Annotated in this window: 20 protein-coding genes and 3 tRNA genes; 10 read left to right on the forward strand and 13 right to left on the reverse strand. The window is 74.0% G+C overall.

The genetic code is table 11. The features are described from left to right. Positions 1–198: 198 nt before the first annotated feature. The 7 genes from WD250_09645 to WD250_09675 form a co-directional block, all read right to left on the reverse strand. Positions 199–274, reverse strand: a tRNA-Arg gene (locus WD250_09645). 50 nt (positions 275–324) lie between these two features. Further along, entirely contained in the window at positions 325–1,701 is a 1,377-nt protein-coding gene (locus tag WD250_09650; protein ID MEX2620472.1) for a deoxyribodipyrimidine photo-lyase, read from the reverse strand. A gap of 31 nt (positions 1,702–1,732) precedes the next feature. Continuing rightward, positions 1,733–3,295, reverse strand: a complete 1,563-nt coding sequence (locus WD250_09655; protein ID MEX2620473.1) for a phosphatase PAP2 family protein — start codon at positions 3,293–3,295, stop codon at positions 1,733–1,735. A gap of 44 nt (positions 3,296–3,339) precedes the next feature. Then, complete coding sequence (locus WD250_09660; protein ID MEX2620474.1) at positions 3,340–4,248, reverse strand: lysophospholipid acyltransferase family protein; 909 nt, start codon at positions 4,246–4,248, stop codon at positions 3,340–3,342. Then, positions 4,245–5,825, reverse strand: a complete 1,581-nt coding sequence (locus tag WD250_09665) for a lactate racemase domain-containing protein (GenBank protein MEX2620475.1) — start codon at positions 5,823–5,825, stop codon at positions 4,245–4,247. Before WD250_09665 ends, WD250_09660 begins: the two co-directional genes overlap by 4 nt. Positions 5,826–5,831: 6 nt before the next feature. Then, positions 5,832–7,070 (reverse strand): alcohol dehydrogenase catalytic domain-containing protein, encoded by a 1,239-nt coding sequence (locus WD250_09670; GenBank protein MEX2620476.1) that lies wholly within the window; start codon positions 7,068–7,070, stop codon positions 5,832–5,834. Further along, positions 7,067–9,415, reverse strand: coding sequence for an HAD-IB family hydrolase (locus WD250_09675; protein MEX2620477.1), 2,349 nt, complete (start codon positions 9,413–9,415; stop codon positions 7,067–7,069). The genes WD250_09670 and WD250_09675 overlap by 4 nt, the downstream gene beginning before the upstream one ends. A 69-nt stretch (positions 9,416–9,484) precedes the next feature. Between WD250_09675 and WD250_09680 the strand changes: the two genes are divergently transcribed. Beyond that, on the forward strand, positions 9,485–10,627 hold the full coding sequence (locus tag WD250_09680; GenBank protein MEX2620478.1) for a 6-phosphofructokinase: 1,143 nt from the start codon (positions 9,485–9,487) through the stop codon (positions 10,625–10,627). A 376-nt stretch (positions 10,628–11,003) separates the two neighbouring features. Here the strand turns inward: WD250_09680 and WD250_09685 are convergent, their stop codons facing one another. Continuing rightward, positions 11,004–12,380, reverse strand: a complete 1,377-nt coding sequence (locus tag WD250_09685) for an NAD-dependent succinate-semialdehyde dehydrogenase (protein MEX2620479.1) — start codon at positions 12,378–12,380, stop codon at positions 11,004–11,006. A 149-nt stretch (positions 12,381–12,529) separates the two neighbouring features. Between WD250_09685 and WD250_09690 the strand changes: the two genes are divergently transcribed. Beyond that, entirely contained in the window at positions 12,530–13,492 is a 963-nt protein-coding gene (locus WD250_09690; protein ID MEX2620480.1) for a DMT family transporter, read from the forward strand. Here the strand turns inward: WD250_09690 and WD250_09695 are convergent. Next, positions 13,493–13,584: transfer RNA gene (locus WD250_09695), tRNA-Ser, on the reverse strand. Between the two features lie 376 nt (positions 13,585–13,960). Between WD250_09695 and WD250_09700 the strand changes: the two genes are divergently transcribed. Both WD250_09700 and WD250_09705 read left to right on the forward strand, forming a co-directional pair. Then, on the forward strand, positions 13,961–14,299 hold the full coding sequence (locus WD250_09700; GenBank protein MEX2620481.1) for a helix-turn-helix transcriptional regulator: 339 nt from the start codon (positions 13,961–13,963) through the stop codon (positions 14,297–14,299). Continuing rightward, positions 14,292–14,798 (forward strand): hypothetical protein, encoded by a 507-nt coding sequence (locus tag WD250_09705; GenBank protein MEX2620482.1) that lies wholly within the window; start codon positions 14,292–14,294, stop codon positions 14,796–14,798. The genes WD250_09700 and WD250_09705 overlap by 8 nt, the downstream gene beginning before the upstream one ends. Positions 14,799–15,295: 497 nt before the next feature. Here WD250_09705 and WD250_09710 read toward each other — a convergent pair whose 3' ends face one another. After that, positions 15,296–15,484 carry a hypothetical protein gene (locus WD250_09710; GenBank protein MEX2620483.1) on the reverse strand — a complete coding sequence of 63 codons (189 nt, stop codon included), beginning with the start codon at positions 15,482–15,484 and terminating at the stop codon, positions 15,296–15,298. Between the two features lie 230 nt (positions 15,485–15,714). Beyond that, a complete protein-coding gene (locus WD250_09715) occupies positions 15,715–17,103 on the reverse strand; it encodes a DUF2786 domain-containing protein (GenBank protein ID MEX2620484.1) in 1,389 nt (462 codons plus the stop codon). Positions 17,104–17,236: 133 nt separating this feature from the next. On the opposite strand from WD250_09715, the gene WD250_09720 reads away from it, so the two are divergent. The 3 genes from WD250_09720 (at position 17,237) to WD250_09730 (ending at position 19,370) form a co-directional block, all read left to right on the forward strand. Further along, positions 17,237–17,326, forward strand: a tRNA-Ser gene (locus WD250_09720). A gap of 217 nt (positions 17,327–17,543) precedes the next feature. Then, the gene (locus tag WD250_09725) at positions 17,544–18,317 is read left to right on the forward strand and encodes a GGDEF domain-containing protein (GenBank protein MEX2620485.1); all 774 of its coding nucleotides are present in this window, start codon (positions 17,544–17,546) and stop codon (positions 18,315–18,317) included. Between the two features lie 57 nt (positions 18,318–18,374). Then, positions 18,375–19,370 (forward strand): cobalamin-dependent protein, encoded by a 996-nt coding sequence (locus WD250_09730; protein ID MEX2620486.1) that lies wholly within the window; start codon positions 18,375–18,377, stop codon positions 19,368–19,370. 67 nt (positions 19,371–19,437) lie between these two features. Here WD250_09730 and WD250_09735 read toward each other — a convergent pair whose 3' ends face one another. Continuing rightward, positions 19,438–20,442 carry an ATP-binding protein gene (locus WD250_09735; protein MEX2620487.1) on the reverse strand — a complete coding sequence of 335 codons (1,005 nt, stop codon included), beginning with the start codon at positions 20,440–20,442 and terminating at the stop codon, positions 19,438–19,440. 128 nt (positions 20,443–20,570) lie between these two features. After that, the gene (locus WD250_09740; GenBank protein ID MEX2620488.1) at positions 20,571–21,257 is read right to left on the reverse strand and encodes a response regulator transcription factor; all 687 of its coding nucleotides are present in this window, start codon (positions 21,255–21,257) and stop codon (positions 20,571–20,573) included. A 66-nt stretch (positions 21,258–21,323) separates the two neighbouring features. Here WD250_09740 and WD250_09745 point away from each other — a divergent pair, with 66 nt between their 5' ends. From WD250_09745 to WD250_09755, 3 genes are all read left to right on the forward strand, one after another. Beyond that, positions 21,324–22,037 carry a PhoU domain-containing protein gene (locus WD250_09745; GenBank protein MEX2620489.1) on the forward strand — a complete coding sequence of 238 codons (714 nt, stop codon included), beginning with the start codon at positions 21,324–21,326 and terminating at the stop codon, positions 22,035–22,037. Between the two features lie 104 nt (positions 22,038–22,141). Continuing rightward, on the forward strand, positions 22,142–22,822 hold the full coding sequence (locus tag WD250_09750; protein MEX2620490.1) for a hypothetical protein: 681 nt from the start codon (positions 22,142–22,144) through the stop codon (positions 22,820–22,822). Beyond that, on the forward strand, positions 22,819–23,532 hold the full coding sequence (locus tag WD250_09755) for an aquaporin (protein ID MEX2620491.1): 714 nt from the start codon (positions 22,819–22,821) through the stop codon (positions 23,530–23,532). Before WD250_09750 ends, WD250_09755 begins: the two co-directional genes overlap by 4 nt. Positions 23,533–23,599: the final 67 nt, after the last annotated feature.

Raw genomic sequence — 23,599 nt, forward strand, 5'->3', positions numbered from 1 at the left:
GAGGCCGGTAGATGGGGTGGCAGGGACAGATATGTCGCCGGGACCCCATCTACCGAGCGGTAACCAAGGGAGCGAACCCGACGATCCGCGAGATCCGGGCTGTGGCCCGCACCGCACCCCAGAATCACCCGCTGCGCAAGAGCCAGGCTCTCGAGTCGGGACGCCGGACATGAAGAAACCCCCTGGTGAGAGGGGGTTTGGTGCGCCAGGGAGGATTTGAACCCCCGACCTTCTGATCCGTAGTCAGACGCTCTATCCCCTGAGCTACTGGCGCGGGCGCCAACCCATCGTAGCGCGACGGGCTATGCCGGCCAACCCGCGACGTCAGTCCAGGTCGCGGGCAGCCCGGAACCGAGCGACCGCCTCCTCGTGGTCGACCATCGGCTCGGGGTAGTCCAGCTGCCCGCGCTCCCGCGGGCCGAGCAGCCAGGGCCGGTGCACCGCCTTGCCGTCGACGCCCGCGAGCTCGGGGACGTAGCGGCGGACGTAGGTGCCGTCGGGGTCGAAGCGCTCGGCCTGGCGCAGCGGGTTCAACATGCGGTGGGGCCGGGTGTCGTTGCCCGTGCCCGCGACCCACTGCCAGTTCATCTGGTTGTTGGCGACGTCGCCGTCGACCAGCCAATGCAGGAAGTGGCTGGCACCCAGGCGCCAGTCGAGGTAGAGGTCCTTGGTGAGGAACGACGCGGCGATCAGGCGCGCACGGTTGGGCATGAAGCCCTCCCGGCGCAGCTGGCGCATCGCCGCGTCGACGATCGGGTACCCGGTGCGACCCTCGGCCCACGCCGTGAAGGCGGCCGGGTCGGTGTCCCAGCGATCGCCCCGCGACCGGTAGTCCCGCCACGCGCTGGCCGGGCGGGCCGCCAGGACCTGGTGGTGGAAGTCACGCCAGCACAGCTGGCGCACGAAGGCCTCCGCACCGGCGGCGCGGTCGGGGTCGGTCCCGTCGGCGGTCGCCTCCCGGGCCAGGGCGGCGACCTCGCCAGGGGACAGGCACCCGAAGTGCAGCGCCGGGGACAGGCGTGACGTGTCGTCGGCGGCAAGGTCGTCGGCCAGCTCGGCGTAGCGGGCGAGCCCATCGCGGAGCCAGCCCTCGAGCCGTTGCCGTGCCGGACCCTCGCCACCGGGCACGCGCTCGGGCGAGGGAGCCCCCGCCGCCACAGCATCGAGTCCCGGCAGCACGCCCCGGTGCAGGTCCGGGGGCAGGCGCAGGCGCTGCGGCGGCGGCTCGATGCGGCGCGGCGGCACCGCCTGCCAGGCCCGCCAGTACGGCGTGAAAACCTTGTAGTGGTCACCGCCGGCCGGAGTCAGCGCCCCGGGGACCACGACCGTGACCCCGGGGTGCAGGCGCAGGTCGTGCGCCGCGGCCAGGCGCCGCTGCCGTGCCTGCGCGTACGCGCTGATGTCGGCGCTGGCGTGCACCGCCCCGGCACCCGTCTGCGCGACGACGCGGCCGACCTGGTCGACCACCTCCCCCCGACGCACGACCAGGCCAGCGCCCCGGGCCGCGAGCGACCCGTCGAGGTCACGCAATGCCTCCAGCAGGAAGGCCGCGCGGTTCGGGCCGGTCCGGCCCGTCCCGACGATCCCGTCGTCGAGCACGAACAACGGGACCACGTGCGCGGCTTCCCGCGCGGCGGCGGCCAGCGCCGCGTGGTCGTGCACGCGCAGGTCACGGGTGAACAGGACCACGGCCGTGTGCACGTGCCGTCCCCCTTCCGGGCTGGGGCGCCCGCTACCGGTGCGGCGCGTACACGATCAGGGGCTCGGACAGGGTGCGGATCGTGAGGTCGCCCGCGCAGTCGAAGACCTCGCCGTCGCGGCTGACGCGCAGCTCGCCCCCACGACTGCGGATGCGCACGGTCGGCTGCAACGACCGCCGGAAGACCCGGCTGCGGTCGAGCGTGCCGGTCGCCGCCGCCAGGACCAGACGCGCCCGGGCCCACCGCGGACCGGCGTCAACCACGCGCACGTCGAGCAGTCCGTCGTCGAGGCGCGGACGCCACGCCGGCGCGATCCCCGCGCCGCCGTAGCGGCAGTTGCCCACGAAGACCAGCCAGGCCTCGCACGCCCGTCCGTCGATCTCCAGGGGCACGGGGCGGGCGCCCCGCAGGGCTCGCAGCAGGCTGCCGACCAGGGCGGGCCACTCACCGACCCGCGGTTCCAGCCGCTCGCGGTCGTCGACCATGGCCGGGTACACCCCGAGGCACACGACGTTGCAGAACGGCTGCTCGGCGCCACCGTCCTCGGCGACCACGGCGAGGTCCATGGCCAGCGCCTCCCCCGCCGCCACCGCCCCCGCCACGTCCTCGGCGGTGGCGACACCCAGGTCGCGCGCGAGGTGGTTGAGGGTCCCGGCGGGCACCACGGCCAGGGGCGTGCCGGCGGCATGGGCGGCCGCGGCCGCCGCGTTGACCGAGCCGTCACCGCCGGCGACACCGAGCACTCGGGCCGTGCCCGCCTCCTCGCACAGCACCGCGGCGAGGTCGGCGTCGTCGTCCAGCTCGCGGACCCGGGCGGCGGGCAGGCGCTCGACGAGGTCGGCGACCGGGTCGGGCCCGAAGGCGGGTCCGGCCGCGGGGTTGGTGACGAGCACGAGCCCGTCCCCTTCGGGCAGCGCCGGCGCGTCGGCGCGCGCGTCGGACGGCACCTGCTGCTCCGCGGCCGGGGGCAGGGCCGCCCAGGCGTGGCGCGACCCCCACGCGATGCCCATGCCGATCGTGGCCCCCGCCAACACGTCCCCGGGGTAGTGCACCCCGGTGTAGACCCGCGAGACGGCGACGGCGGCCGCCAGCGCACCCACGGGAGCGGCCAGCCGGGGTTGCTCGATCGCCACCCCGGTGGCGAACGCCGCCGCCGATGCCGAGTGCCCGGAGGGAAACGACGTGGAGGCCGGCAGGCGGGCGAGGCGGCGCACCTCGGGCACGACGTCGATCGCCGGCCGGGCCCGGCGGGCGACGAGCTTCGCGGGCAGGTTCACGATCGCCGAGGTGGTGGCCAGCGTGAGCATGCCGCGGGCGGCCGCGCGGCGCCCCGTCCGCCCCCCGGTGGCCGCCAGGACGGCCGCGGCCCCCATCCACAGCACCGAGTGGTTCGCGCTCCGGCTGAGGGCCGGCAGTGCCACGTCGAGGGCGGACGGGCGCCGGCGTGCCACCCACCGGTACACCGCCAGGTCCGCGCGCTGCAGCGCCGGCGGCAGCCGCGGCCGCGGCCAGCGGGTCGCGGGGGGCGGCGGGGCCCGGCGGCGGGTGAGGGGCGGCGACCCACGGCGCACCCGGGACGCGGACCCACGGCGCACCCGGGACGCGGACCCACGGCGAGGCCGGCGCGGGGGCTCGGCGTTCAGGGCCGCCACACCCGGGCGGGGTCGCGGGACGCCAGCGGCCGCAGCGTCTCCCACTTGCGTCGCCAGTCCGCGGCCTGCGGGCCGGTCGCCGCCGGGGTGGTCCCCTCCGCCTCGCCCCGCAGCGACGACCACCAGTCGGCGTCCTCCTCGTGCCAGGTCCGCGCGATCCCCTGCGTGATCCGGGCGGTCAGGTCGCGGGGGCGCTCGTCGGCGCGGGGGTGCACGGGCACGCCGAAGCGCACGGCGACCCGCGGGCGGCCGGGCACCGGCCAGGAGCGGCCGCGGGGCATGGCGGCGTGGCTGCCGCGCAACGCGACGGGGACAGCGGGCACCCCCTGGTCCACGCACAGCCGCGCGGCCCCGTGCCGCAGGGTGCGCATCCACCCGTCGGGCGACCGGGAGCCCTCCGGGAACAGCAGGAGGTTCCAGCCGTCGCCGAGCAGGTCGCGCGCCGTGGAGCCGGCCTGCTTGCCGCCCCGCCGCTCGACGGGGAAGGCGTTGAAGGCGATGGCCGTGGCGGCCGCACGCCAGCGGGCGTCGAAGAAGTAGTCGGCGGCCGCACCGACCGCGGTGCGCTCCCGCCACCGCAGGGGCAGGGAGCAAAGGACCAGCGGCGCGTCGAGGTGGCTGGCGTGGTTGGCCACGAACACGACCGGGCCCCGCATCTCCTCGAGGCGGTCAAGGCCCTCCACGCGCGGGCGGATCTCGTGGTGCACCAGCGGCCGCAGCACGTAGCTCTGCACGACCTCGCGCGCCACGCACCCGGCGGCCGTGCGCGCCCACGCGGTGGGGAACTCCCGCGGTTCGGGCTCGGGCGTGAACGGCTCCGCCGAGCGCGGGGTCAGCGAGCGGCGCGTCCAGCGCCAGCCGCGGGCGACCTGTCGGACCTCGTGGGCGAGGGTCACCGCACGTCCGCCAGGGTCAGCGGCGGGGAGTGCAGGTAGGTGATCGACGGCGACCGGCCCACCGTGTCCGACGCCATCTCCAGCGCGTCGGCGAACGTCGAGGCGGACCGAAAGCCCATGCGGGCCACCGCCGGGCGGTTCGCGCCGACCAGGATGACGTCGCCGAGGTGCTCCATGGCGTGCGCTCCCCAGTACCACATGTAGAAGGGGTGGACCCCGTGGTAGGCGTAGGAGTGCCGGTACAGGTGGATGTACCAGGGGTCGGTGGCGTACTGCTGCTCGAACTTGGTCTCGATGGTCGCCGGGTCGGTGGTCTCCGACAGCACCTCGTCGAAGAAGTCGACGTAGCTCGGGTGGTGGACCTGATGGAACTCCCACGGCGTCGGGTGGAACAGGATCAGCGTGCCGCCCTCGCGCACGGGCGGCTTGTTGCGGTACATGTTGAAGTAGTAGCCGAGCCCGAGGCACATCACGAGGATCGGGTTCATGATCGAGTTGACGTTGTACGGGCAGATGAACGGCAGCCCGAACACCAGGACGTCGGACTGGCCCTCGACCTCGACCAGCTGCTGGCGGTGGATGCTGGCGAGCGTGCGCTCGTGCACCGGGCCGGTCGCCCCGGCGTTGACCCCGGTCACCCCGTAGGGCGAGGCCACGCGCTGCCACACCTTGCGGCGCAGCCCCGCAGGCGCCAGGTCGTTGCCGCGCTTGGCGGCCAGGTAGCTGGCCTGGTCGCGCAGCGACCACTCCCACTCGCGCTTGTTCAGGAAGGCGAACTCCTTCGGGAAGGTGTCGTTGTTGAGGGTCGTCTCGATGGTGAAGACCCGCACGCCGCTGTCGGCGAGCAGCGTGCCCATGCGCTCGTAGGAGTGGTGCATCGCCGAGTTCGGCGGGTCCATGAACGACCGCGAGCGCTGCAGGGTGTGGACGTTGTGGTGGGGGCGCAGGCTGCGGTAGCTCGCGAGGCCCACCGGCACGGACTTGTGCCCGCCGCTCATCGGCACGAGGTTCACGTTCACGTACACGATCAGGTCGCTCGACGCGGCGCGCCGGTTGATCTCCACCGTCTCGCCCTGGTCGGTCTCGCCGATGTGGGTGAGCCCGTCGGGATCCTCGGCGTCGTGGTTGCGCAGGTGGTCGGGCCAGAAGGAGCGGAACACCCGCTCTCCGACCATGCGTTGCAGCTCGGCCGGGGTCATCCGGCGGTGCAGCGCGTTGGCGGCGATCAGCTCGACGTCGTCCACCCCGGCGGCGGCGGCCCGCTCCAGCACCGCCTCGATGACCCGCTGGCGGATGTCGGGGGTGACCATCTGGGGCAGGGGGATCGAGATGTCGTCGAAGACGATCGTGAGCGCCATCCCCGCGGTCAGGAGCTCGTCGAGGGGCTCGCTGTCCAGCGGCGCGTCGAGGGCGGCGGTGATGGCCCCGCCGACGTCGCGGATGCCCGGCAGGGAGTCGGGTGGGTACAGCACCTTCGTGCCGAGGGGGAAGGACTCCAGGCCGAAGCCCTCCCCACGGTGGACGATGAGCGGCGGCGTGCGCTCGTCGACCTCCAGAACGAACCCGGGTCGCGACATGGACTGCTACTCCTCCTGGGGGGCGAACGTGACCTTGAGCGCGCCGAGGCGTCCGGCGGCGAAGGCGTGGTCGATCGCCTCCCTCCAGCGCTGCAGCGGATACGTGGCGCTGACCACGCCGTCCAGTGGCGCCTCGGTGGCCATGGCGATCGCGGTGTCGAAGTCCGACACGCGCTCGGGCGACTGGCCGCTGGCGTAGGCGCCGACGAGCTCGAGCTCGCGGTACCAGACCGGCGTGAGGTCGGCTCGGGCGCCCGGCAGGCCGGCGAGCACGACCCGACCGCCGGCGCGCACGGTCCGCAGCGCCAGGTCCAGGCCGCTCGACGCGCCGGTCGCCTCGAAGGCGACATCGACCCCGCCGAGCAGGAAGTCCGTCCCGCGCTCGGGGTGCAGCAGGAACGCCCGCGACGAGCGGCGCAGGGCATTGACCGCCCGGTCGGGGGCGACCACGTCGGTGGCGCCGAATGCCGCGGCGAGCTCGCGCTGGCGGTCGTGCTTGGCCACGACGGTCACCGACGCGGCCTGCGTGAGCGACCGCAGCGCCAGCAGGGTGAACAGCCCGACGGTGCCGGCGCCGACCACGACCACGGACTGGCCGGGCTCGATGCCGGCGCGACGCACCGAGTGCACCGCGCAGGCCAGCGGCTCGACCAGCACGGCCCGCTTGTCGGGCAGGGTGTCGGGGATCGCGTGCAGCTGGTCGCGGTGGGCGACGAGCCGGCGGCCCCAGCCCCCGCCGGTGTCGGCGCAGTAGCCGGTCTGCAACCCCGGGGAGACGTGCCCGACGGTGACGCGGTCGCAGCGGCTGCGCTGCCCCTCGGCGCACCAGCGGCACGGGCCCACGCCCCGGGCCCCGCACGACAGCACGGGGTCCAGCACCACCCGCGTGCCCGCCGCGAGCCCGTCGCGCCGGGATGCGGGCGCGTCGGGGCCGGGGTCGGGCGCGGGCGCGACGTCGTCGAGCAGCTCACCGACGACCTCGTGGCCGGGCACGAACGGCATGGAGACCAGCGGCGAGAAGTAGAACGACGACTGCCCGGACAACGTCGCCAGATCCGAGCCGCAGATCCCCGCCAGGCGGGGGCGCACCCGCACCCAGCCCGCGGCCGGGGTGCGCGGCTCGTCACGGTTGACCAGGCGCAGCGGCGCGATCGGGCCGGCCAGGGCGCCGGGGATGCGCCCGCCCACCGCCTTGGCGGCCAGGTACCGCGACCGGGACCGGTACAGCTCCAACGACAGGCTCACGCCGGCACCTTCGGGCCCGGGACGGCCAGCCGGGTGGTGCCGCCCGAGTGCGACCACTGCTCGACGGGCCAGCGGCGGCGGCGCGCCACCCGGTACAGGCCGTGGTCGGGGTTGACCGTCACCGGGTTGCCGACCGCCTCCAGCAGCGGCAGGTCCGAGTGGCTGTCGCCGTACGCCCAGCTGACGGTCAGGTCGTCGCCGCGCGCGGCGGCCTGCTGGCGCACCCACGCCGCCCGCGCCTCCCCGACCAGCGGCGGCAGCGACAGGTAGCCGGTGAAGACCCCGTCGGCGAGCGCCAGGCGGGTGGCCACGACCTCGTCGAACAGCGGGCGCAGCGGCTCCACCAACGGCTCCAGCGCACCGGTCACCAGCACGGTGCGGTGCCCGGCGGCGCGGTGGCGGCGGATGCGGCGGATGGCGGCGGGCGCGGCGCGCTGCAGCATCAGCTCGGCGACGTGGTCGGTGACCAGGCGCGCGAGGCCCTCGGGGGTCGCGCCCTCGTACTGGCGGTAGAACGCGCGCAGGAACTCCCCGCGGTCGCGGCGGTCGGCGGACAGCAGCCGGGGCAGCGCACGGGCGACGCCGGCGAGCTCGCCCGGCCACGCCGACCGGGGCAGCTCGGACAGGCGCAGCCACAGGTAGGACTCGATGACGTTGCTCGACAGGATCGTGCCCTCGAGGTCGAAGATGGCGACCACGCCCTCGCCCCCGTCGGCGGGCACCGGACTGCGGGCGGGCCGCGACCTGGGCCGGACCTGGCGAAGCGACGCGCTGACCGCGGGGAAGTGCACGTCCTCCAGGTAGTAGCGCCAGTCGATGTCGGCCACGTCGAAGCCGAAGATCTCCCGCTCGGCGGGCGGCAGCGACCGGTGCAGCGCGCAGGTCGCGCCGTCGGTGTAGAGCACCTCCGCCTCGGTGTAGGAGCCGTAGAGGTCGGCGTAGCGGCGCATGAACTCCACCCGACGGCGTTCGCGATGCAGCTTGGTGAGCCACTCGCGGCTACGCGCCGAGCGGGGCACCCGCTCCAGGACCTTGTCGGCGGCCTCGACCAGCTGCTCGCCGGTGCGCAGCATCCGCTCCACCCGCACCCGGCCCGGGAACTGCCAGCTCGGCAGGACGACGGGGCCCCGGTCGCTGTCGGGCAGCGGCTCGCGCGTGAAGTAGGCCTGGACGTGCTCGAAGAGCTCCCGGAACGCCAGCGGGTTGCGGGCCCCCGAGGACACGTTGTAGTAGTGCGGGCGCTCGGGCTCGGGCGGGGTGGCGGCGGCGGCCAGCAGGGCGTTGGCCACCAGGTCCACCGGGATGATGTCGATGACGCCGTCGGGCACCGCGGGGAACTCCGGCAGCACCCCGCGGCCGTAGGCCAGGATGATCGGCTCGGCCATCTTGAAGCCCTCGATCCACCCGGGGTAGGGCTGGCGCAGGGCGCTCTCCACGATCGAGGGCCGCACGATCGACAGCGGGTGGCCGCCGGCGGCGGCGTGCTCCTCGACCGCGCGCTCGCCGAGCGCCTTGGTGAGGGTGTAGACGTCGGGCCAGCCGAGGGTCGCCGAGCGGGCGCGCCCGTAGTCGACCAGACGGTCCGTGACGTGGTCGCGGCGGCGGCGCTCCGCGTCGGTGGCGACCGCCTGGGGGCCGGCTCTGGCGTGGTCGCGCCGGGCCGACGCCATGCACCGGTCGAGCACCTCGGGGCGGCGCGACGCGCGCTCCACGTCGGTGCGAGCGGCCAGCGCCGCGTCGAGCTCGGCGCGCCAGTCCGCGTCGTGGTCCAGGGTGGTCTCGGCCACGATGCCCTTGCGCATGCCCGCGACGTAGGCGGTCGACACGTGCACGAGGTGCGTGCCGGGGCTGCACTGCGTGACGCGCTCGTAGAGGCCGAGCGCGCCCGCGATGTTGGTGGTGAAGGCCTCGTCGATGGGCGGGTCGAAGCTGACCGTGGCCGCGCAGTGGATGACGGCGGCGAGGTCGCCGGGCAGCGTGGGGGTGTCCGGACCGATCCCGCCGTCCACGACCTGCACCTGCTCGTCGAGGGCGCGGGCCACGGCGCCGTCACCGGCCCGCTCGCGCCAGCCGGCGAAGACCGGTCCGCCGAGGAGGCGCTCCATGCGCTGGCGGGCGTCGCGGCGCCCACGCGGGCGCACCAGCACGACCACCCGGGTCTCGGGCAGATGCGCGAGGATGCGCTCCAGGACGGCCTGGCCGATGAAGCCGGTGACCCCGGTCAGGAGCACCCGCCTGCCCGCCAATCCCTCCTGGATCACCGCTTCCTCCTCACCGCCGCCGTCCCAGCACTGCACCGCGGTCGCCGAGGCGGCCGCCGCGGGGTGGCGTTGCGCATCGCACACCCGTCAGGGAGACTCGCCCGTGTTGACGGCTGCGTCAATTCTGTCGTTCGTGCGAGTAACCTCCCGGTCATGCGCATCGGCATCCTCACCGGCGGGGGCGACGTCCCCGGCCTCAACCCCTGCATCAAGGCCGTGGTCACCCGCGTGATCGACGACGGCCACGACGTGATCGGCATCCGCCGTGGCTGGGCCGGCCTGCTGGAGTGCAACCCCGACGACTCGACGTCGGTGGCGATGACCACGCTGCCCCTCGACCGCGACCGGGTGCGCACCGTGGACCGCAGCGGCGGCACCTTCCTGCACTCCTCGAGGACCAACCCGGGCCGGGTGCGCCCCCACGAGGCGCCGGAGTTCCTGGGCTTGGAGGGCGACGGGCCGTGGGACGCCACCGGCCACGTCCTGTCGGTCATCGCGCGCCTGGGCATCGATGCGCTGATCCCCATCGGCGGGGACGACACGTTGTCCTACGGGCTGCGCCTGCACAACGAGGGCGTGCCGGTGATCGCCATCCCGAAGACCATGGACAACGACGTGCACGGCACCGACTACTGCATCGGGTTCTCCACGGCGATCACCCGCAGCGTCGGCTTCATCCACTCCCTGCGGACCTCGGCGGGCTCGCACGAACGGCTGGCCGTCATCGAGATGTTCGGCCGCTACTCGGGGGAGACGTCCCTGATCGCCGCCTACCTCGCCGGCGTCGACCGCGCGATCATCAGCGAGGTGCCCTTCGAGGTCGAGCGGCTCGCCCGGATGCTCACCGACGACCGTTCCGCCAACCCGTCGCGGTACGCGATGGTGACCATCTCCGAGGGCGCCCAGATGCGCGGCGGGGAGGTCATGGTCACCGGTCGCGAGGACGCCTACGGCCACCGCAAGCTCGGCGGCATCGGGGCGGTCACCGGCCAGGTGCTCGCCGAGATCACCGGCGAGGGCATCATCACCCAGCAGCTCGGCTACCTCATGCGCTCGGGGGCTCCGGACTCCCTGGACCTGATGGTGGCCACGAACTACGCGGTCATGGCCGCCGACCTCGCGGTCGAGGGCGCCCGGGGCCGCATGGTCGCGTTGCGCAACGGCACCTACACCAACGTGGCGATCTCGGTCACCGGCGAGGGCGCCAAGCGCGTCGACGTCGACGCGCTCTACGACCGCGAGCAGTACCGGCCCAAGGTGCGCCACGTGGACGGCAAGCCCATGTTCCTGTACTGACTGAGCCCAGCGCCACGCACGAGCGCGACGCCCTCGAGGCGGTGCCCTACGAGCGGGACCCCGAGCTGGCGTGGCACGCACCTGCAGGTCCGGATCTGCCCTACGAGGGCGAGGTCCCCGACGAGGTGCGTCGTCTCGCAGCCGAGCGACGTGCGCGTCAGCCGTGAGGGGGCTCGGCCACGGCCAGGTGTGGTGGGCGGACGTCGACGGCTCGGTGGCCAACCTTGACAGCGTGCAGCTGGTCCCCGTCGGGTGCCTGCTGCAGCAGGCCGGCAGCCTGGCGCCACGGCGGTGGGCCGAGGTCTGTAGGGCCATGGCACACACCATCGGTTGTGGCTGAAGGCAACGGCCGGCCAGCCGTTGCCCCCGGCGCTCGTCAGGGGCGCCCGACCCACACGGTCTTGGCGTTGGTGAACTCCCGCAGCCCCTGGGCGGCCAGCTCGCGGCCGTGGCCGGAGTCCTTCACGCCGCCGAAGGGCAGGCGGGGGTCGGACTTCACGACCTCGTTGATGAAGACCATTCCCGACTCGATGCGCGCGGCGAGGCGCTCGCCGCGGTCGGGGTCGCCGGTCCAGACCGCCGCGCCGAGGCCGAACCGCGAGCTGTTGGCGATGGCGACGGCGGCGTCGTCGTGCTCGGCGTCCAGCAGGGCGGCGACCGGTCCGAACACCTCCTCGGCGGCGGCCGGGGCCTGCGGGTCGACGTCGCGGATCACCGTCGGCCGGTAGTAGGCCCCGGGGCCGTCCACCGGTTCGCCGCCGGTCACCAGCGTGCCCCCGTGGGGATGGTCGAGGGTGCGGCGCACCTGGTCGTGGACGGTGTCGCGCAGGTCGGTGCGGGCCAGCGGGCCCATGTCGGTGGACTCGTCGGTCGGGTCACCGACCGCCAGCGCCTCGACCTCGGCGCGGAACCGCTCGATGAACTCCTCGTACACGGTGCGGGCCACGATGATGCGCTTGGCGTTGATGCAGCTCTGCCCGGCGTTCAGGTAGCGGCTGGCGACCGCCCCGCGCACCGCCTGTTCGAGGTCGGCGTCGTCCAGCACGATGCACGGGTCCGAGCCGCCGAGCTCCAGCACGGTCTTCTTGAGGTGCTCGCCGGCGGTGCGCCCCACCGTGCGGCCCGCGCGGTCGCTGCCGGTGAGGGTCACCCCGCGCACGCGCGGGTCGGCGATCACCTCGGTGGCGGCGGCGTGGTCGATCAGCAGGGTGGTGAACCCGCCTTCGGGCAGGCCGGCGTCGGCGAACAGGCGCTCGATGGCCAGGGCGCAGCCGGTCGTGCCGGACGCGTGCTTCAGCAGCCCGACGTTGCCCGCGGCCACGGCGGGCACCGCGAAGCGCATGACCTGCCACAGCGGGAAGTTCCACGGCATGATCGCGAACACGGGGCCGAGCGCGTCGAAGCGCACGTAGCTGCGCTCCGCCTCCGTCTCCAGGTGCTCCACGTCGAGGTAGGCCTCGGCGTGCTCGACGTAGTGCCGGCACAACCGGGCGCACTTGTCCACCTCGGCGCGCGCGGCCGTGATCGGCTTGCCCATCTCGGTGGTGACGAGCATCGCCAGGTCGTCGCGGCGCGCCTCCAGCATCTCGGCCGCGGACGACAGGACGGCCAGGCGCTCGTCCAGCGGCCGGTAGCGCCAGTCGTCGTGCCACCGGGCCCAGGCCCGCGCCAGCTTCTCAGCCAGCGCCGACTCGTCGTGCTCCTCGTAGCGCTCGATCACCTCACCCGTCGCCGGGTTGACGGTCTCGATCATGTCGGCACCTCCTTGTCTTCGGACAGGCTCTCGCAGATGCATCCTGCGTACCCATCGCGCGGTGCGCCCATCGCCGCGGGGGCCGCGAGCGGTCGGCGCGGCTAGCGTGGACGGTCAGTCTGCCTCCACGCCGTCACCTGGATACGCCCGTGCCCGCCCCGACCGCCCGGACCCGCCGCCGCGACCGCATGAGCGGCGCCGCGGCGCGCCGCCCGCTGGCGTTGATCGCCACGGGGGTGCTGCTGTACTCGACGGGGCCAGTGTTCGTGGCGGCCTCGGACGCGTCGGGACCGGTGTTCAGCTTCTGGCGCCTGTGGATCGGGGTGCCGGCGCTCGGGCTGCTGACGGCCCTGCACGTGCGGGCCGGGGGGCGGTGGCCGGACCGGCGGGCGTGGCGCTGGGCCGGGTGGGCGGGCCTGGCGTTCGGGGTGCACCAGCTGCTGATGTTCACCGCGATCAAGGCGACCAGCGTGGTCGACGTGTCGCTCATGAACACGCTCGCGCCGATCGTCGTCGCGGTCGCGGCGGTCCCGCTCTTCGGCGAGCGCCCGGGCTGGCGCTTCCGCGCCTGGACGGTCCTGGCGATGGCCGGGGCCGCGGCGGTGGTGCTCGGGGCGTCGGCGGGGCCGGAGGGCAACCCGGTGGGCATGGCGATGGCGCTGGGCAACGTCATCACGTTCGGGGCGTTCTTCCTGCTCTCCAAGCTCGGGCGCGAGCACATCGACGTGCTGCCGTTCCTGTTCGGGGTGATGACCGTCGCCGCCCTGTCGGTCAGCGCGTTCGTGGTCCTGACCGGCGAGCCGGTCGCGACGATCAGCGGACGCGACCTCGGCCTGGCCGCCGCCACCGGGCTCGGGCCCGGCATCCTCGGCCACTTCGTGATGACCTGGCCGCTGCGCTGGGTTCCGGCCAACGTCCCGCCGGTCATGCGCCTGGCCCAGCCGGTGCTGTCGGGGCTGCTGGCGTGGTGGCTGCTCGCCGAGCCGATCACCGGGGTGCACCTACTCGGCGGGGCGCTCACGCTCGCGGGCGTGGGCGGCGCGATCCTCAGCCGTCCCGCGACGCCGGCGGCCTCGCCGGGGGCGCCCGCGGTGGCGCCCGACCCGGGGTGATGGCGGAGGCGGAGGGATTCGAACCCTCGAGGGGGGTTAACCCCAACGTCATTAGCAGTGACGCGCACTAGACCGGACTATGCGACGCCTCCCAGGCGGCCCCCAGTGTAGCCCCGGCCGGGAGCCCCCCACCATGCCCGTGCCGGTGTCCGAGGTCCCCCCGCGACCCAGGTTGCGGGGGGCGGGCACCGTCGTCGCCCTTGTCACGGACTGACTGACTCGTGAAGCGTTGCTGGTGTGAACGGTGAGGCGCAAATCGTCTGGTGTGATGTCATCCGGGAAGTTGCCCAGCGGTAGACCCGGCCGGAGCGACAGATATGTCCCTGAGCCCGGGTCTACCCGTCGGTAACCCGTGCGTCCGCGGGCAACAGACCGCAGCCGCCCGGCTCCGGCCGGATGCTCATACTCCGAGGTGCCGCCGAAGGCGGCATGCGGTGCTGATATGACGGAAGTGATATACTGGCCGTTATGCGCGGTGGGCTGCTGGTGAAGGAGGCGCGGCTGCGCGCGGGGGTGACGCAGGCCGAGCTGGCCGAACGGCTCGGCACTGCCCAACCCGTGATCGCGCGCTGGGAGTCAGGGACGAACGAGCCGAAGTTCACCAGCGTGGTGGAGGCGGTCCGGGCCTGCGGCCTGGACCTCCGCGTCGTGCTGTGCGCGGGGGATGACGCAGACCAGCTCGCCATCGCCGGGCGGCTCGCCCGCACCGCGGCCGGCCGGCTGGACGCCAATCGCGCGATGCTGGACTTCGAGCGGCTGGCCCAGACGGCGCGGGTCGTGCGACCTCTGGCCGAGAGCGATGGCTGAGCAGCCGATCCTCGCGGCGCAGCAGCTGCTGCAGGCGCTGAACCGCTACGACGTCGAGTACGTGCTGATCGGCGGTCTTGCAGCCGTGCTCTGGGGGTCGCCGTTACGGACAGACGACGCCGATATCTGCCCGGCCCGGGGGGTGGACAACCTGAAGCGTTTGGCGAGTGCCCTGGGCGCGCTGCACGCCAGGATCGCCCTGCCTGACGACCCGGGCGGGATTGCGTTCCCCCACGATCCTGAGTTCCTCGGGCGGGTCGAGGTGTGGAACCTCGTCACTCGGTACGGCTCACTCGACATCGCTTTCAGCCCGTCGGGCACCGGCGGGTATGACGACCTCAAGCGCGCTGCCGCGGTGATCGACATCGGCGGGCTCGAGGTGCCGGTCGCCAGCCTCGCCGACATCATCCGCTCCAAGGAGGCCGCCAGCCGGGACAAGGACCACCGGGCCCTGCCCGTCCTGCGCCAGCTGCTCGAGCGACTCGACGAGCAGCCCTGAACCCCGTGCAGTACGGGCGGCGGTCGAGGGGTCATCTGTACCGCAGCGCGTGTGAGCGAGACACCCAGCGCTATGCGGAGCAGCCACTGACCGACGACGAGTTGGCGTCGGCCGACGATCCCGAGGTCTGGTCGGCGACGCCGCCGTGGTGAGCGGCGAACTCTGGTGGGCGATCACACCCGAGGCGACCGGCCGGTGCGCGGTCTCACCAGCGAGCTACCCGTGGGCCCCGAAGACGGCGTGGACCAGGCCCTGCGTCGCCTCCTTCGGCGTCCTCCATACCTTGCGCAAGAGCCCGTTCCGTCGACGCATCGCCACCTTGCCGCCGGATCGCGACGACAGCTGTGCGCCGCTCTCGACGCTGCGCTTGGCTGCCCTCGCTGAGCTCGACAGTTGCGGTCATCGACTTCAAGGGCCGGGCCGCTCAGCCGGCCGGTGTGCCGTGGAGCACCAGTAGCACCGCGTATGACATCGAGAGTGAGAGTTTTCGCATGCATTCACAACCCCGTCTCCTTGCGCTCGCGGTAGCGCCGATCCATTTCGACGCGGTGCTCGTACTCGTCCTTGCGGAACACGGACACGAACTCGATGCTGGTCAGCTCCTCGGACTCGTGGAGCAAGATCAGCCCCAGCGCGTCGCACAGGTACTCCTGCATCCCCTCCGACCCGGTGCGAGGTGCCCTCACGCAGGTCGTAGCCGCCTGCCCGCACGGCGGCTACCGCGAGGTCGTGGCGCTGGCGCGCGCCTGACCGCCCGTCCGAGCGACGCCATCGCCGAGGAGCGGGGCGGTGCGGTCGGGCACCGTCAACGCCGCTGGCATGTTTCCCGCGCCGGCGCGGGAAACTGGGCGCGGCCCCGCCATGCCCCCTCGCCCACGGGCCACCCGCTCCCGGCTTTTCCGCGGCAGTCGGGAACTCAGCGCGCCGCCGCGTCGCGCAGGGCGCCCGCGGACATCCCGAGGTCGGCGCGGTCCGCGGCGGCCCGGCCCGCGACCCAGCCGCCCCCGTTGCTCACCGTCCGCGTCTGCCGCACGAGGTGGGGGAAGGCGGCCGTCTCGGCGGCGTGCAGGCGGTCGTCGCGGGCGGCGAGCACCGGCAGGAGCCGGCCCTGGTCGGGCGTGTCGGCGACCTGGCCGTCGGTGGCCGCGGCCAGCCGCTCGCCGATGCGGTGGGCGAAACCGAGCAGGAACGCCCGGCGGAACGAGCGGGTGCGGGACCGTCCGGCCGCGTCGCGCACGGACCCCTGCCGGGCCATCGCGCTCGTGGCCTGGGCCAGCAGCGAGGCAGCGAGCAGCTCGACCGCGTCGAGGTCGCCCTCGTACCCGAACGCGGTCACCCACGCGAACGTCGGGGTGTACACGGTGCGGCATCGGTTCGCGCCGGCGACCTCGGTGAGCAGCTGGGACTTCGCGTCGGCGTAGGGGTCGTCCACGGGGATGCGGCGCGTCGACGGCTCGCCGACGTCGTCGCCGGCGTGCAGCAGCGCCTCGTCGATCGCGTGGCGGGCGATGAGCTCCTGGGCCTTGGCGGTCAGGGCCTCGGCCTCCTCGTCGAACTCGGTCGACTCCGCCTTGGCCAGCAGCGCCCGCACCCGCGCGAGCATCCGCGCGTCGAGGCCCCGGGCCTGGCGCAGCGCCTGATCCGCGCCGCTGGCGGGTGCGCCCGGCGGCGGGATCACGCGCGGCAGCTCCGGCAGCCCGGAGAGGAACCCGAGCAGCGCGACCCCGATGCGCAGGTCGCCGCCGTTCCCGGGCGGGCGGCCCTCGGCGAGGACGGCGAGCTGGTCGACCCACCGCGCGTGCAGCTCCTGACCCCGTCGGGTGCGCTCCGCCCCGTCCGCGACGACGTGGCGGGCGATCGTGTCGGCGTGCCCGGCGGACTGGTGGCGCGCGACGGCGTGCACGACGTCGGCGGGGGTCCATCCCCGCCCCCACAGCTGCCCGATGGCGGTGCGTACCTGTGCGAGGACCGCCGCCGACGCGGCCGGGCCGTGGCGGAGCAGCTCGGCGAGCAGTGACTCGTGGAAGTGGGCGTCGGTGTTCCAGGAGTACGCCGCCCCCCAGACGAGGTCCTCCAGCGGTGGTGGGGGCGGCGGCGGCGGGGTGCGGGCGTGGTCGTGGTTGCGGGCGAAAAGCGGGTCATCCGGCCCGAAGGGCGGCGAGGCGGTGTCGCCGTGCCCGGCACCGGGAGGTGGCGCTGCAGTGTGCCCGACGCCGGGGCCCTGCGCTCCCGGACGGGGTGGCGGCCGCCGGCTTCGCTGCCGGCGCTTCTTCGCGGCGCGTCGCTGCTTGTTCTGCTTTCCCATGGCCACGAGTCTCGCCGACGGGGCGCACGCCGGGGCGCATTTCCTGCGCCTGTGGACGAGCCGGTGTTTGACCTCTGGCGACCGCCGGCGCCCGATCAGGCTCGGGCCGCGGGTGGCTACACTCGGGGCCACGGGAGGCGTGGCCGAGCCTGGCTGAAGGCGCCGGTCTTGAAAACCGGTAGACGGTTCTGCCGTCTCGTGGGTTCGAATCCCACCGCCTCCGCGCTGACCAGCAGAGACGCAGTGTCCCCCTCATTGTGGTCCTCAAGTATTCGCCCGATTTCGTCGACAACGGGGGTATCCTCGGTTGTCCGGGGTTGTCCGGGGTGATGGTGCTGCGCCGACCGGGTCACCGCCCCAGACCCCCGAGAGCCAGGAAGGCTTCGATGCAGCCACGCGTCCATGGTCCCGCAGACCAGCGCTGCTCGCCGCATGCGGACATGGCAGCCGTCGAGGCGGTGCTGACGGCGACCCACGAGCTGCTGTGGATCTCCTCGCCGGCGGACGCGCAGGCTGCCGCCGTCCGGCTCGTCGCGGCGCTCGGTGGTGTCGTGGTCACACCGGACGCACCCGCAGACGACGCGTTGCCGGTCGACGTCTCGTTCGGTGAAGGCGGGACGCTGCTCCCCTCGGCTCCGGCCGCGAGCGTCGCCCACATGCAGCTGGTGCGGCACCTGCCAGGATTCGTCCGCGACGCCCACCGGGCCGTGGAGCTCGCGGCCCGCACCCGGCGTCTGGTCGAGGAGGCCGAGATCGACCCGCTCACCGGCCTCGCCACCCGCCGGGTGATGGGCCGTGCGCTCGGTCGCCTCCGCGGCGACGACCTGGTCATCATGCTGGACCTCGATCGCTTCAAGCAGTTGAACGACTCCTTCGGGCACGAGCAGGGCGACCGGGTCCTGCGCGGCTTCGGACGGGCGATCCGCGCCTGCGTCCGCGCCCGTGACCTCGCCGGCCGCTACGGCGGCGAGGAGTTCGTCGTCATCCTGACCGGGAGCGACGGCAGCGCCGGCGCAGAGGCGTTCCTCAGCCGGTTGCGGACCGCCTGGGAAGCCGACCGCCCGCACCCGGTCACGTTCTCGGCCGGGATCGCCGGGGTCGGCAGCGACCCGTCACAGGCGCTGCCCGCCGCCGACGCGGCGATGTACGAGGCGAAACGGTCGGGTCGTGACCGCTGGGTGTGGTCGCGCGCCCCCGCGACGGGCCCACAGTGACCCCGCCCCGTCGTTCACGAGGTCGCGGCGTCGCCGCCGCTCGGAGGTGATCGCGCGATGACCGCTGCGGTCCCGCCCCGCGCCGTCACGACGTTCCTCGAGCTCGCGCTGTCGGGCGAGCAGCAAGCAGCGGTCCGACTCGTGATCGACCTGCTCGACGACGGCATCCCCGCCGGTGTCGTCATCCGCGACCTGCTCGGAGCAGCCCAGCGCGATGTCGGTAGGCGCTGGCAGGCCGGCCAGCTGTCCACCGCCGAGGAGCACGTCATCACCGGCGTGTCGCAGGCCGCCCTCGAAGCCCTGTCCACCACGGTGGGCGTGATCGCGCCGCACGGCCTGGTGGTGGTGGCCTGCGCAGAAGGGGACTGGCACTCGCTGCCCGCCCAGATGTTCGCCGAATCACTGCGGGCACGTGGCCAGGGCGTGGTGTTCCTCGGCGCCTCCACACCCGCCGACGACGTCGCGACGTTCGTGGCTCTGCGCCGTCCGGACGCGCTGGCCGTGACGTGCAACCTCGCCTTGTACTACCTCGGCACGGCGCGGCTCGTGGACGCCGCCCACCGGCACGGCGTTCCCGTCCTCGCGGGAGGACGCGCGCTCACCGCGCAGCGTGCCGCACGACTCGGCGCCGACGCGTGGGCACCCGACGTCGACGGTGCAACCGACCTGCTGCGATCCTGGCGCGCCCGCGCGCCCGTCGTCGACCCCACCCCCGTGCAACTCGACCGACGAGCGGTCGAGCTCGACGCCGAATCGACGACGCTGGGCGGCCGAGCGTTCGACGCGCTCGAGCAACGGTTCCCCCCCATGGCGGACTACGACGCCCGCCAGCGCGCGCGAACCCGCGAGGATCTGGTGTACATCGTGCGCTTCGTCGCGGCCGCGCGCCTCGTCGACGACGCCGAGGTCTTCACCGGATTCACGGCGTGGCTGACCGCGCTGCTCGTCGCGCGAGGCGTGCCGGCAAGCGCCCTCGCCACCGGCCTTGCGACCCTCGCGCCCCTCCTGCGCGAGGTCGATGAGGGCGCCTACCGACTGGTGCTCGCCAGCTGATCGGGAAGCGGCGCCTCCAGCCCCGCCGCGGGTTCGCCGAGCCCCGCCCGTGCTCTGGTGCGCGTGGTCAGGCATCCAGCGGGAGGGTGACGCGAAAGGTCGACCCGTCGCCGGGGCTGCTCCGCACGGAGACGTGCCCGCGGTGGCGGTGGACGGCGTTGCGGACCAGCGACAGGCCGAGCCCGGTCCCGCCGGCGGCGCGGCTGCGGGCCTTGTCGACGCGGTAGAAGCGTTCGAAGATGCGCTCGTGCTCGGCGGGGTCGATGCCGATGCCCGTGTCGGTCACGGTCACCACCACGTCGCCGTCGGCCGGGGTGACCCCGATGTGGACGCGGCCGTGCTCGCGGTTGTAGCGCACGGCGTTCTCGACGAGGTTGTCCACGATCATGCGGATGTCGTCGGGGACGGCGACGACGACGGCGTGGCCGCAGTCGCAGGACAGCTCGACGCCGCGCTCTGCGGCCGCGGCGCGGTAGCGGTCCACCTGGGCGTGGACGACCTCGGCGATGTCCACGGGGCTGCGGACCGCCTGGGCGGAGGCCTCCTCGATGCGAGCGAGGTCGAGCAGGTCGCGCACGAGCCCCGCGAGACGCTCGGCCTCGCCGTGCAGGCGCGCGATCATCTGGCGTGCCCGGTCGGGGTCGCGGTCCACGGCCAGGGCGATGGACTCGGCCAGTGCCCGCACGGCCGCGGCGGGGGTCTTGAGCTCGTGGGAGGCGTTGACGACGAAGTCGCGGCGGATGCGCTCCAGGCGGCGGGCCTCGGTCACGTCGTGGACGACGAGCTCGACCTCGTCGGGGTCGGCCCGCGACGCGCGCGCGGCGAGGTCGCGCCCGCCCGCGCTGGTCTCCACCTCGACGGGCTCGCCGGTGCGGGCCACCTGCTCGACCGCGTCGGCCAACGCGCCCTCGCCGAGGACCGCACGGGGGCGTCCGGCGGCGGGGGCGGTCACGCCCAGCAGCTCCTCCGCCGCCGGGTTGGCCGCGACCAGCCCGCCACCATCGAAGGCGAGCACCGCAAGCGGCAGACCGCGGAGCAGCCGCTCGGCGCGTCCCAGCTGCTCGTGGCTCACCGCGCCATTGTGACCCCGCCGCGCAGGCCGCGCGGCATCGGCGGTCACATCTCCGGCGGTCGCTGCACGACCGCCAGACCCGGCACAGCAGCGCATCGCCTCCGCAGGCTCCGGCGATGCACGAGTCATCAGTGCGCGGCGAACCGGTAGCCCACGCCGCGCACGGTGCGGATCAGCTCGGGGGCGGAGGGATCAGCCTCGATGCGCTGGCGCAGGCGCTTGACGTGGACGTCGAGGGTCTTGGTGTCACCGACGTAGTCGGTCCCCCAGATCCGGTTGATGAGCACCTCGCGGGTCAGGACCCGCCCGGCGTTGCGCACGAGCAGCTCGAGCAGGGCGAACTCCTTGGGTCGCAGCGGCACCGACGTGCCCCGCACCGTCACCTCGTAGCGGTCGGTGTCGACCCGCACGCCGGCGGCTTCCACGGGCAGGTCCCCGCCCCCCGTGGCGGTATCCGTGCCACGGCGCAGCACCGCACGGATGCGCGCGACCAGCTCGCGGGGCGAGAACGGCTTGGTGACGTAGTCGTCCGCGCCGAGCTCCAGGCCGATGATCCGGTCGATCTCCTCGTCCTTGGCCGTGAGCATGATGATGGGCACGCTGCTGGTGGCGCGGACCCGTTTGCACACCTCGGTGCCGGACAGCCCGGGCAGCATGAGGTCCAGCACGATCAGGTCGGGTCCTTCGCGCTCCACGAGGCCGAGCGCCTCCGACCCGTCGCCGGTGGCCACCACCGTGAAGCCCTCGGCTGTCAGCCGGTAGTCCAACGCCTCGACGATGGAGGGCTCGTCTTCCACGACGAGGATCTTGGGCATCGGCGCAGTGTAGGCACGGCGTTACGAATGCGCGCGTCGGCGTCGCGCGTCGCCCACAATGGGCGCATGGACCCCAAGCGCAGCGAGCCCGACCTCCTCGACCGGCTGGAGGCCCAGCAGCGCGGGTCGGCCGGCGCCCGCGTCGAGTTCCACGCCCAGCTCAGCGAATGCGACCGCATGCTCGTCGACGTGACGCGGCTGGTGGCAGGCGCGGTCTCCCCGGTGACCCGTGCGTTTCTCGCCGCCGACGAGCACGCCGGGCGGCGGTGCCTGCAGGAGGGGGGCGACGTCGACCGCCGATGCCGACGCCTGGAAGAGGCGTGCTACGTGCTGATCGCCCGCCAATCCCCGGTGGGCGCGGACCTGCGCCACCTCGTGGCCATCCTGCGATCCGTCGCGGATGTGCAGCGGTCCTGGGCGCTGGTCGGCCATGTCATCGGCGCGCTGCGATGGGTGCACCCCCCCGCGCTGACCCCCGCGCTCCGCGAGATCATCGAGCAGCTCGGCACGGTCGCCGCGGAGGTGTTCGCCGGGGCCGCCGACGCGTGGGGCCAGCACGACGCGCTGGCGGCCACCGACCTGGAGCAGCGTGACGACCAAGCCGATCTGCTGCAGAAGAGCATCCTGACCGAGCTGTACTCCGGCCCCTCCTCCGTGGAGGAGGCCGTCAGCCTCGCGCTGCTCGCCCGGTACTACGAGCGGGTCGCCGACCGCGGCGTGGAGATCGCGTGCCACGTCGCCTACATGGTCACCGGCCACCGACTGGACCCCGAGAGCTGACCACCGCTCCGGGCAACCCGCGCGCGGGGCAGCCGCCACGGATCCGGTCGGTCGCGCCCTGCGGTCCTTGTGGCAGCGGCCGACCGCGGTCTAGGGTTACCTCAATGGAAGCTGAGGCATATCCCGGCGTGACCCGGCGGGCGGCGCTGCACCGGGCGTTGAGCGAGCCGGCTCGCGTGACGATCCTCGACGCGCTCGCGGCATCGGATCGCAGCCCCGGGGAGCTGCGGGCGCTGACCGGGCTGGAGTGGAACCTGCTGGAGTTCCACCTCGGCAGCCTCGAGGGGGCCGGCCTGGTGGAGCGGCAGGTCTCGCAGGGCGATCGCCGCCGCCGCTACGTGCGCCTTCGCCCCGGCGCCTGGGAGGCCCTGCACGTCGCACCGCCGCTGCCGCGCGTGCGCGTGCCCCTGTTCGTGTGCACGCACAACTCGGCGCGATCACCCTTCGCCGCTGCCCTGTGGCACGAGCGCACCGGCCGGCCGGCGGCCAGCGCGGGCAGCCACCCCGCCCCGGCGGTGCATCCGCTGGCGGTGGAGACCGCGGCCGGCTACGGGATCGACCTTGCCGGTGCCACGCCGCACGGCTACCGCCAGGTGACCGTGGATCCTGATGTGGTGGTGTCAGTGTGCGACCGGGCGCGCGAGGGCGGCGTGCCGTTCGACGGTGTGCGCCTGCACTGGTCCGTGCCCGACCCGTCCACGGGCGGCCAGGGGCGCGACGCGTTCGAGGCGGCGTTCGCCGACCTCGCCGAGCGGGTGTCGCGGCTGGCGGAGGCGGCGGCGTGATCGCCCGACGGCTGGTCGCCGAGGCGCTGGGCACCGCCGGGCTGCTGCTGGCCGTCGTCGGGTCGGGGATCATCACCGGGGTCGACGGGGCGGCGTCGGCCCAGCTGTTCCAGCACGCGGTCGTGGTGGGTGCGGCACTGGCGGCGCTGATCCTCACGTTCGGTTGGGTGTCGGGGGGCCACTTCAACCCCGCGGTCACGCTGCTCGACGCCTTCTTCGGCGGCATCGGCCCGGGGATGGCCGCCGGCTACGTCGCCGCCCAGGTGGCGGGTGCCGCGGTCGGGGTCGTCGGGGCCAACCTGCTGTTCGGCCTGCCCGCGGTGGCGATCGCCACCACCGGCCGAGGCGGGATGGCGCTGGCAGCCAGCGAGGCGGTCGCCACGTTCGGTCTGCTGGTGGTGATCTTCGGCGTGGTGCGCTCGGGAAACACGCGGGCAGTGCCCGCCGCGGTGGGCACGTGGATCGCCGGAGCGATCTTCTTCACCTCCTCCGCGGCGTTCGCCAACCCCGCGGTGACCGTCGCCCGGGTGCTGACCGACACCTACACCGGCATCGCACCCGCCGATGTGCCCGGCTTCCTGGCGGGCCAGGCCGTGGCGGTGCTCCTGGCCGCAGCGCTCGTCGGCTGGCTGTTCCGGCCTGACCCGACCGTCGCCGCCGACGTCGCCGTGCCGCGCGAGCATCCACGCCCCGCAACCCGCGACCCGTGACCCGTGACCCGTGACCCGTGACGCCAATGATGCGCCCGTGCCCCGACACCGGACCAAGGAGGCCCCG

This window comes from Egibacteraceae bacterium (assembly GCA_040905805.1).
Lineage (GTDB): Bacteria > Actinomycetota > Nitriliruptoria > Euzebyales > Egibacteraceae > DATLGH01.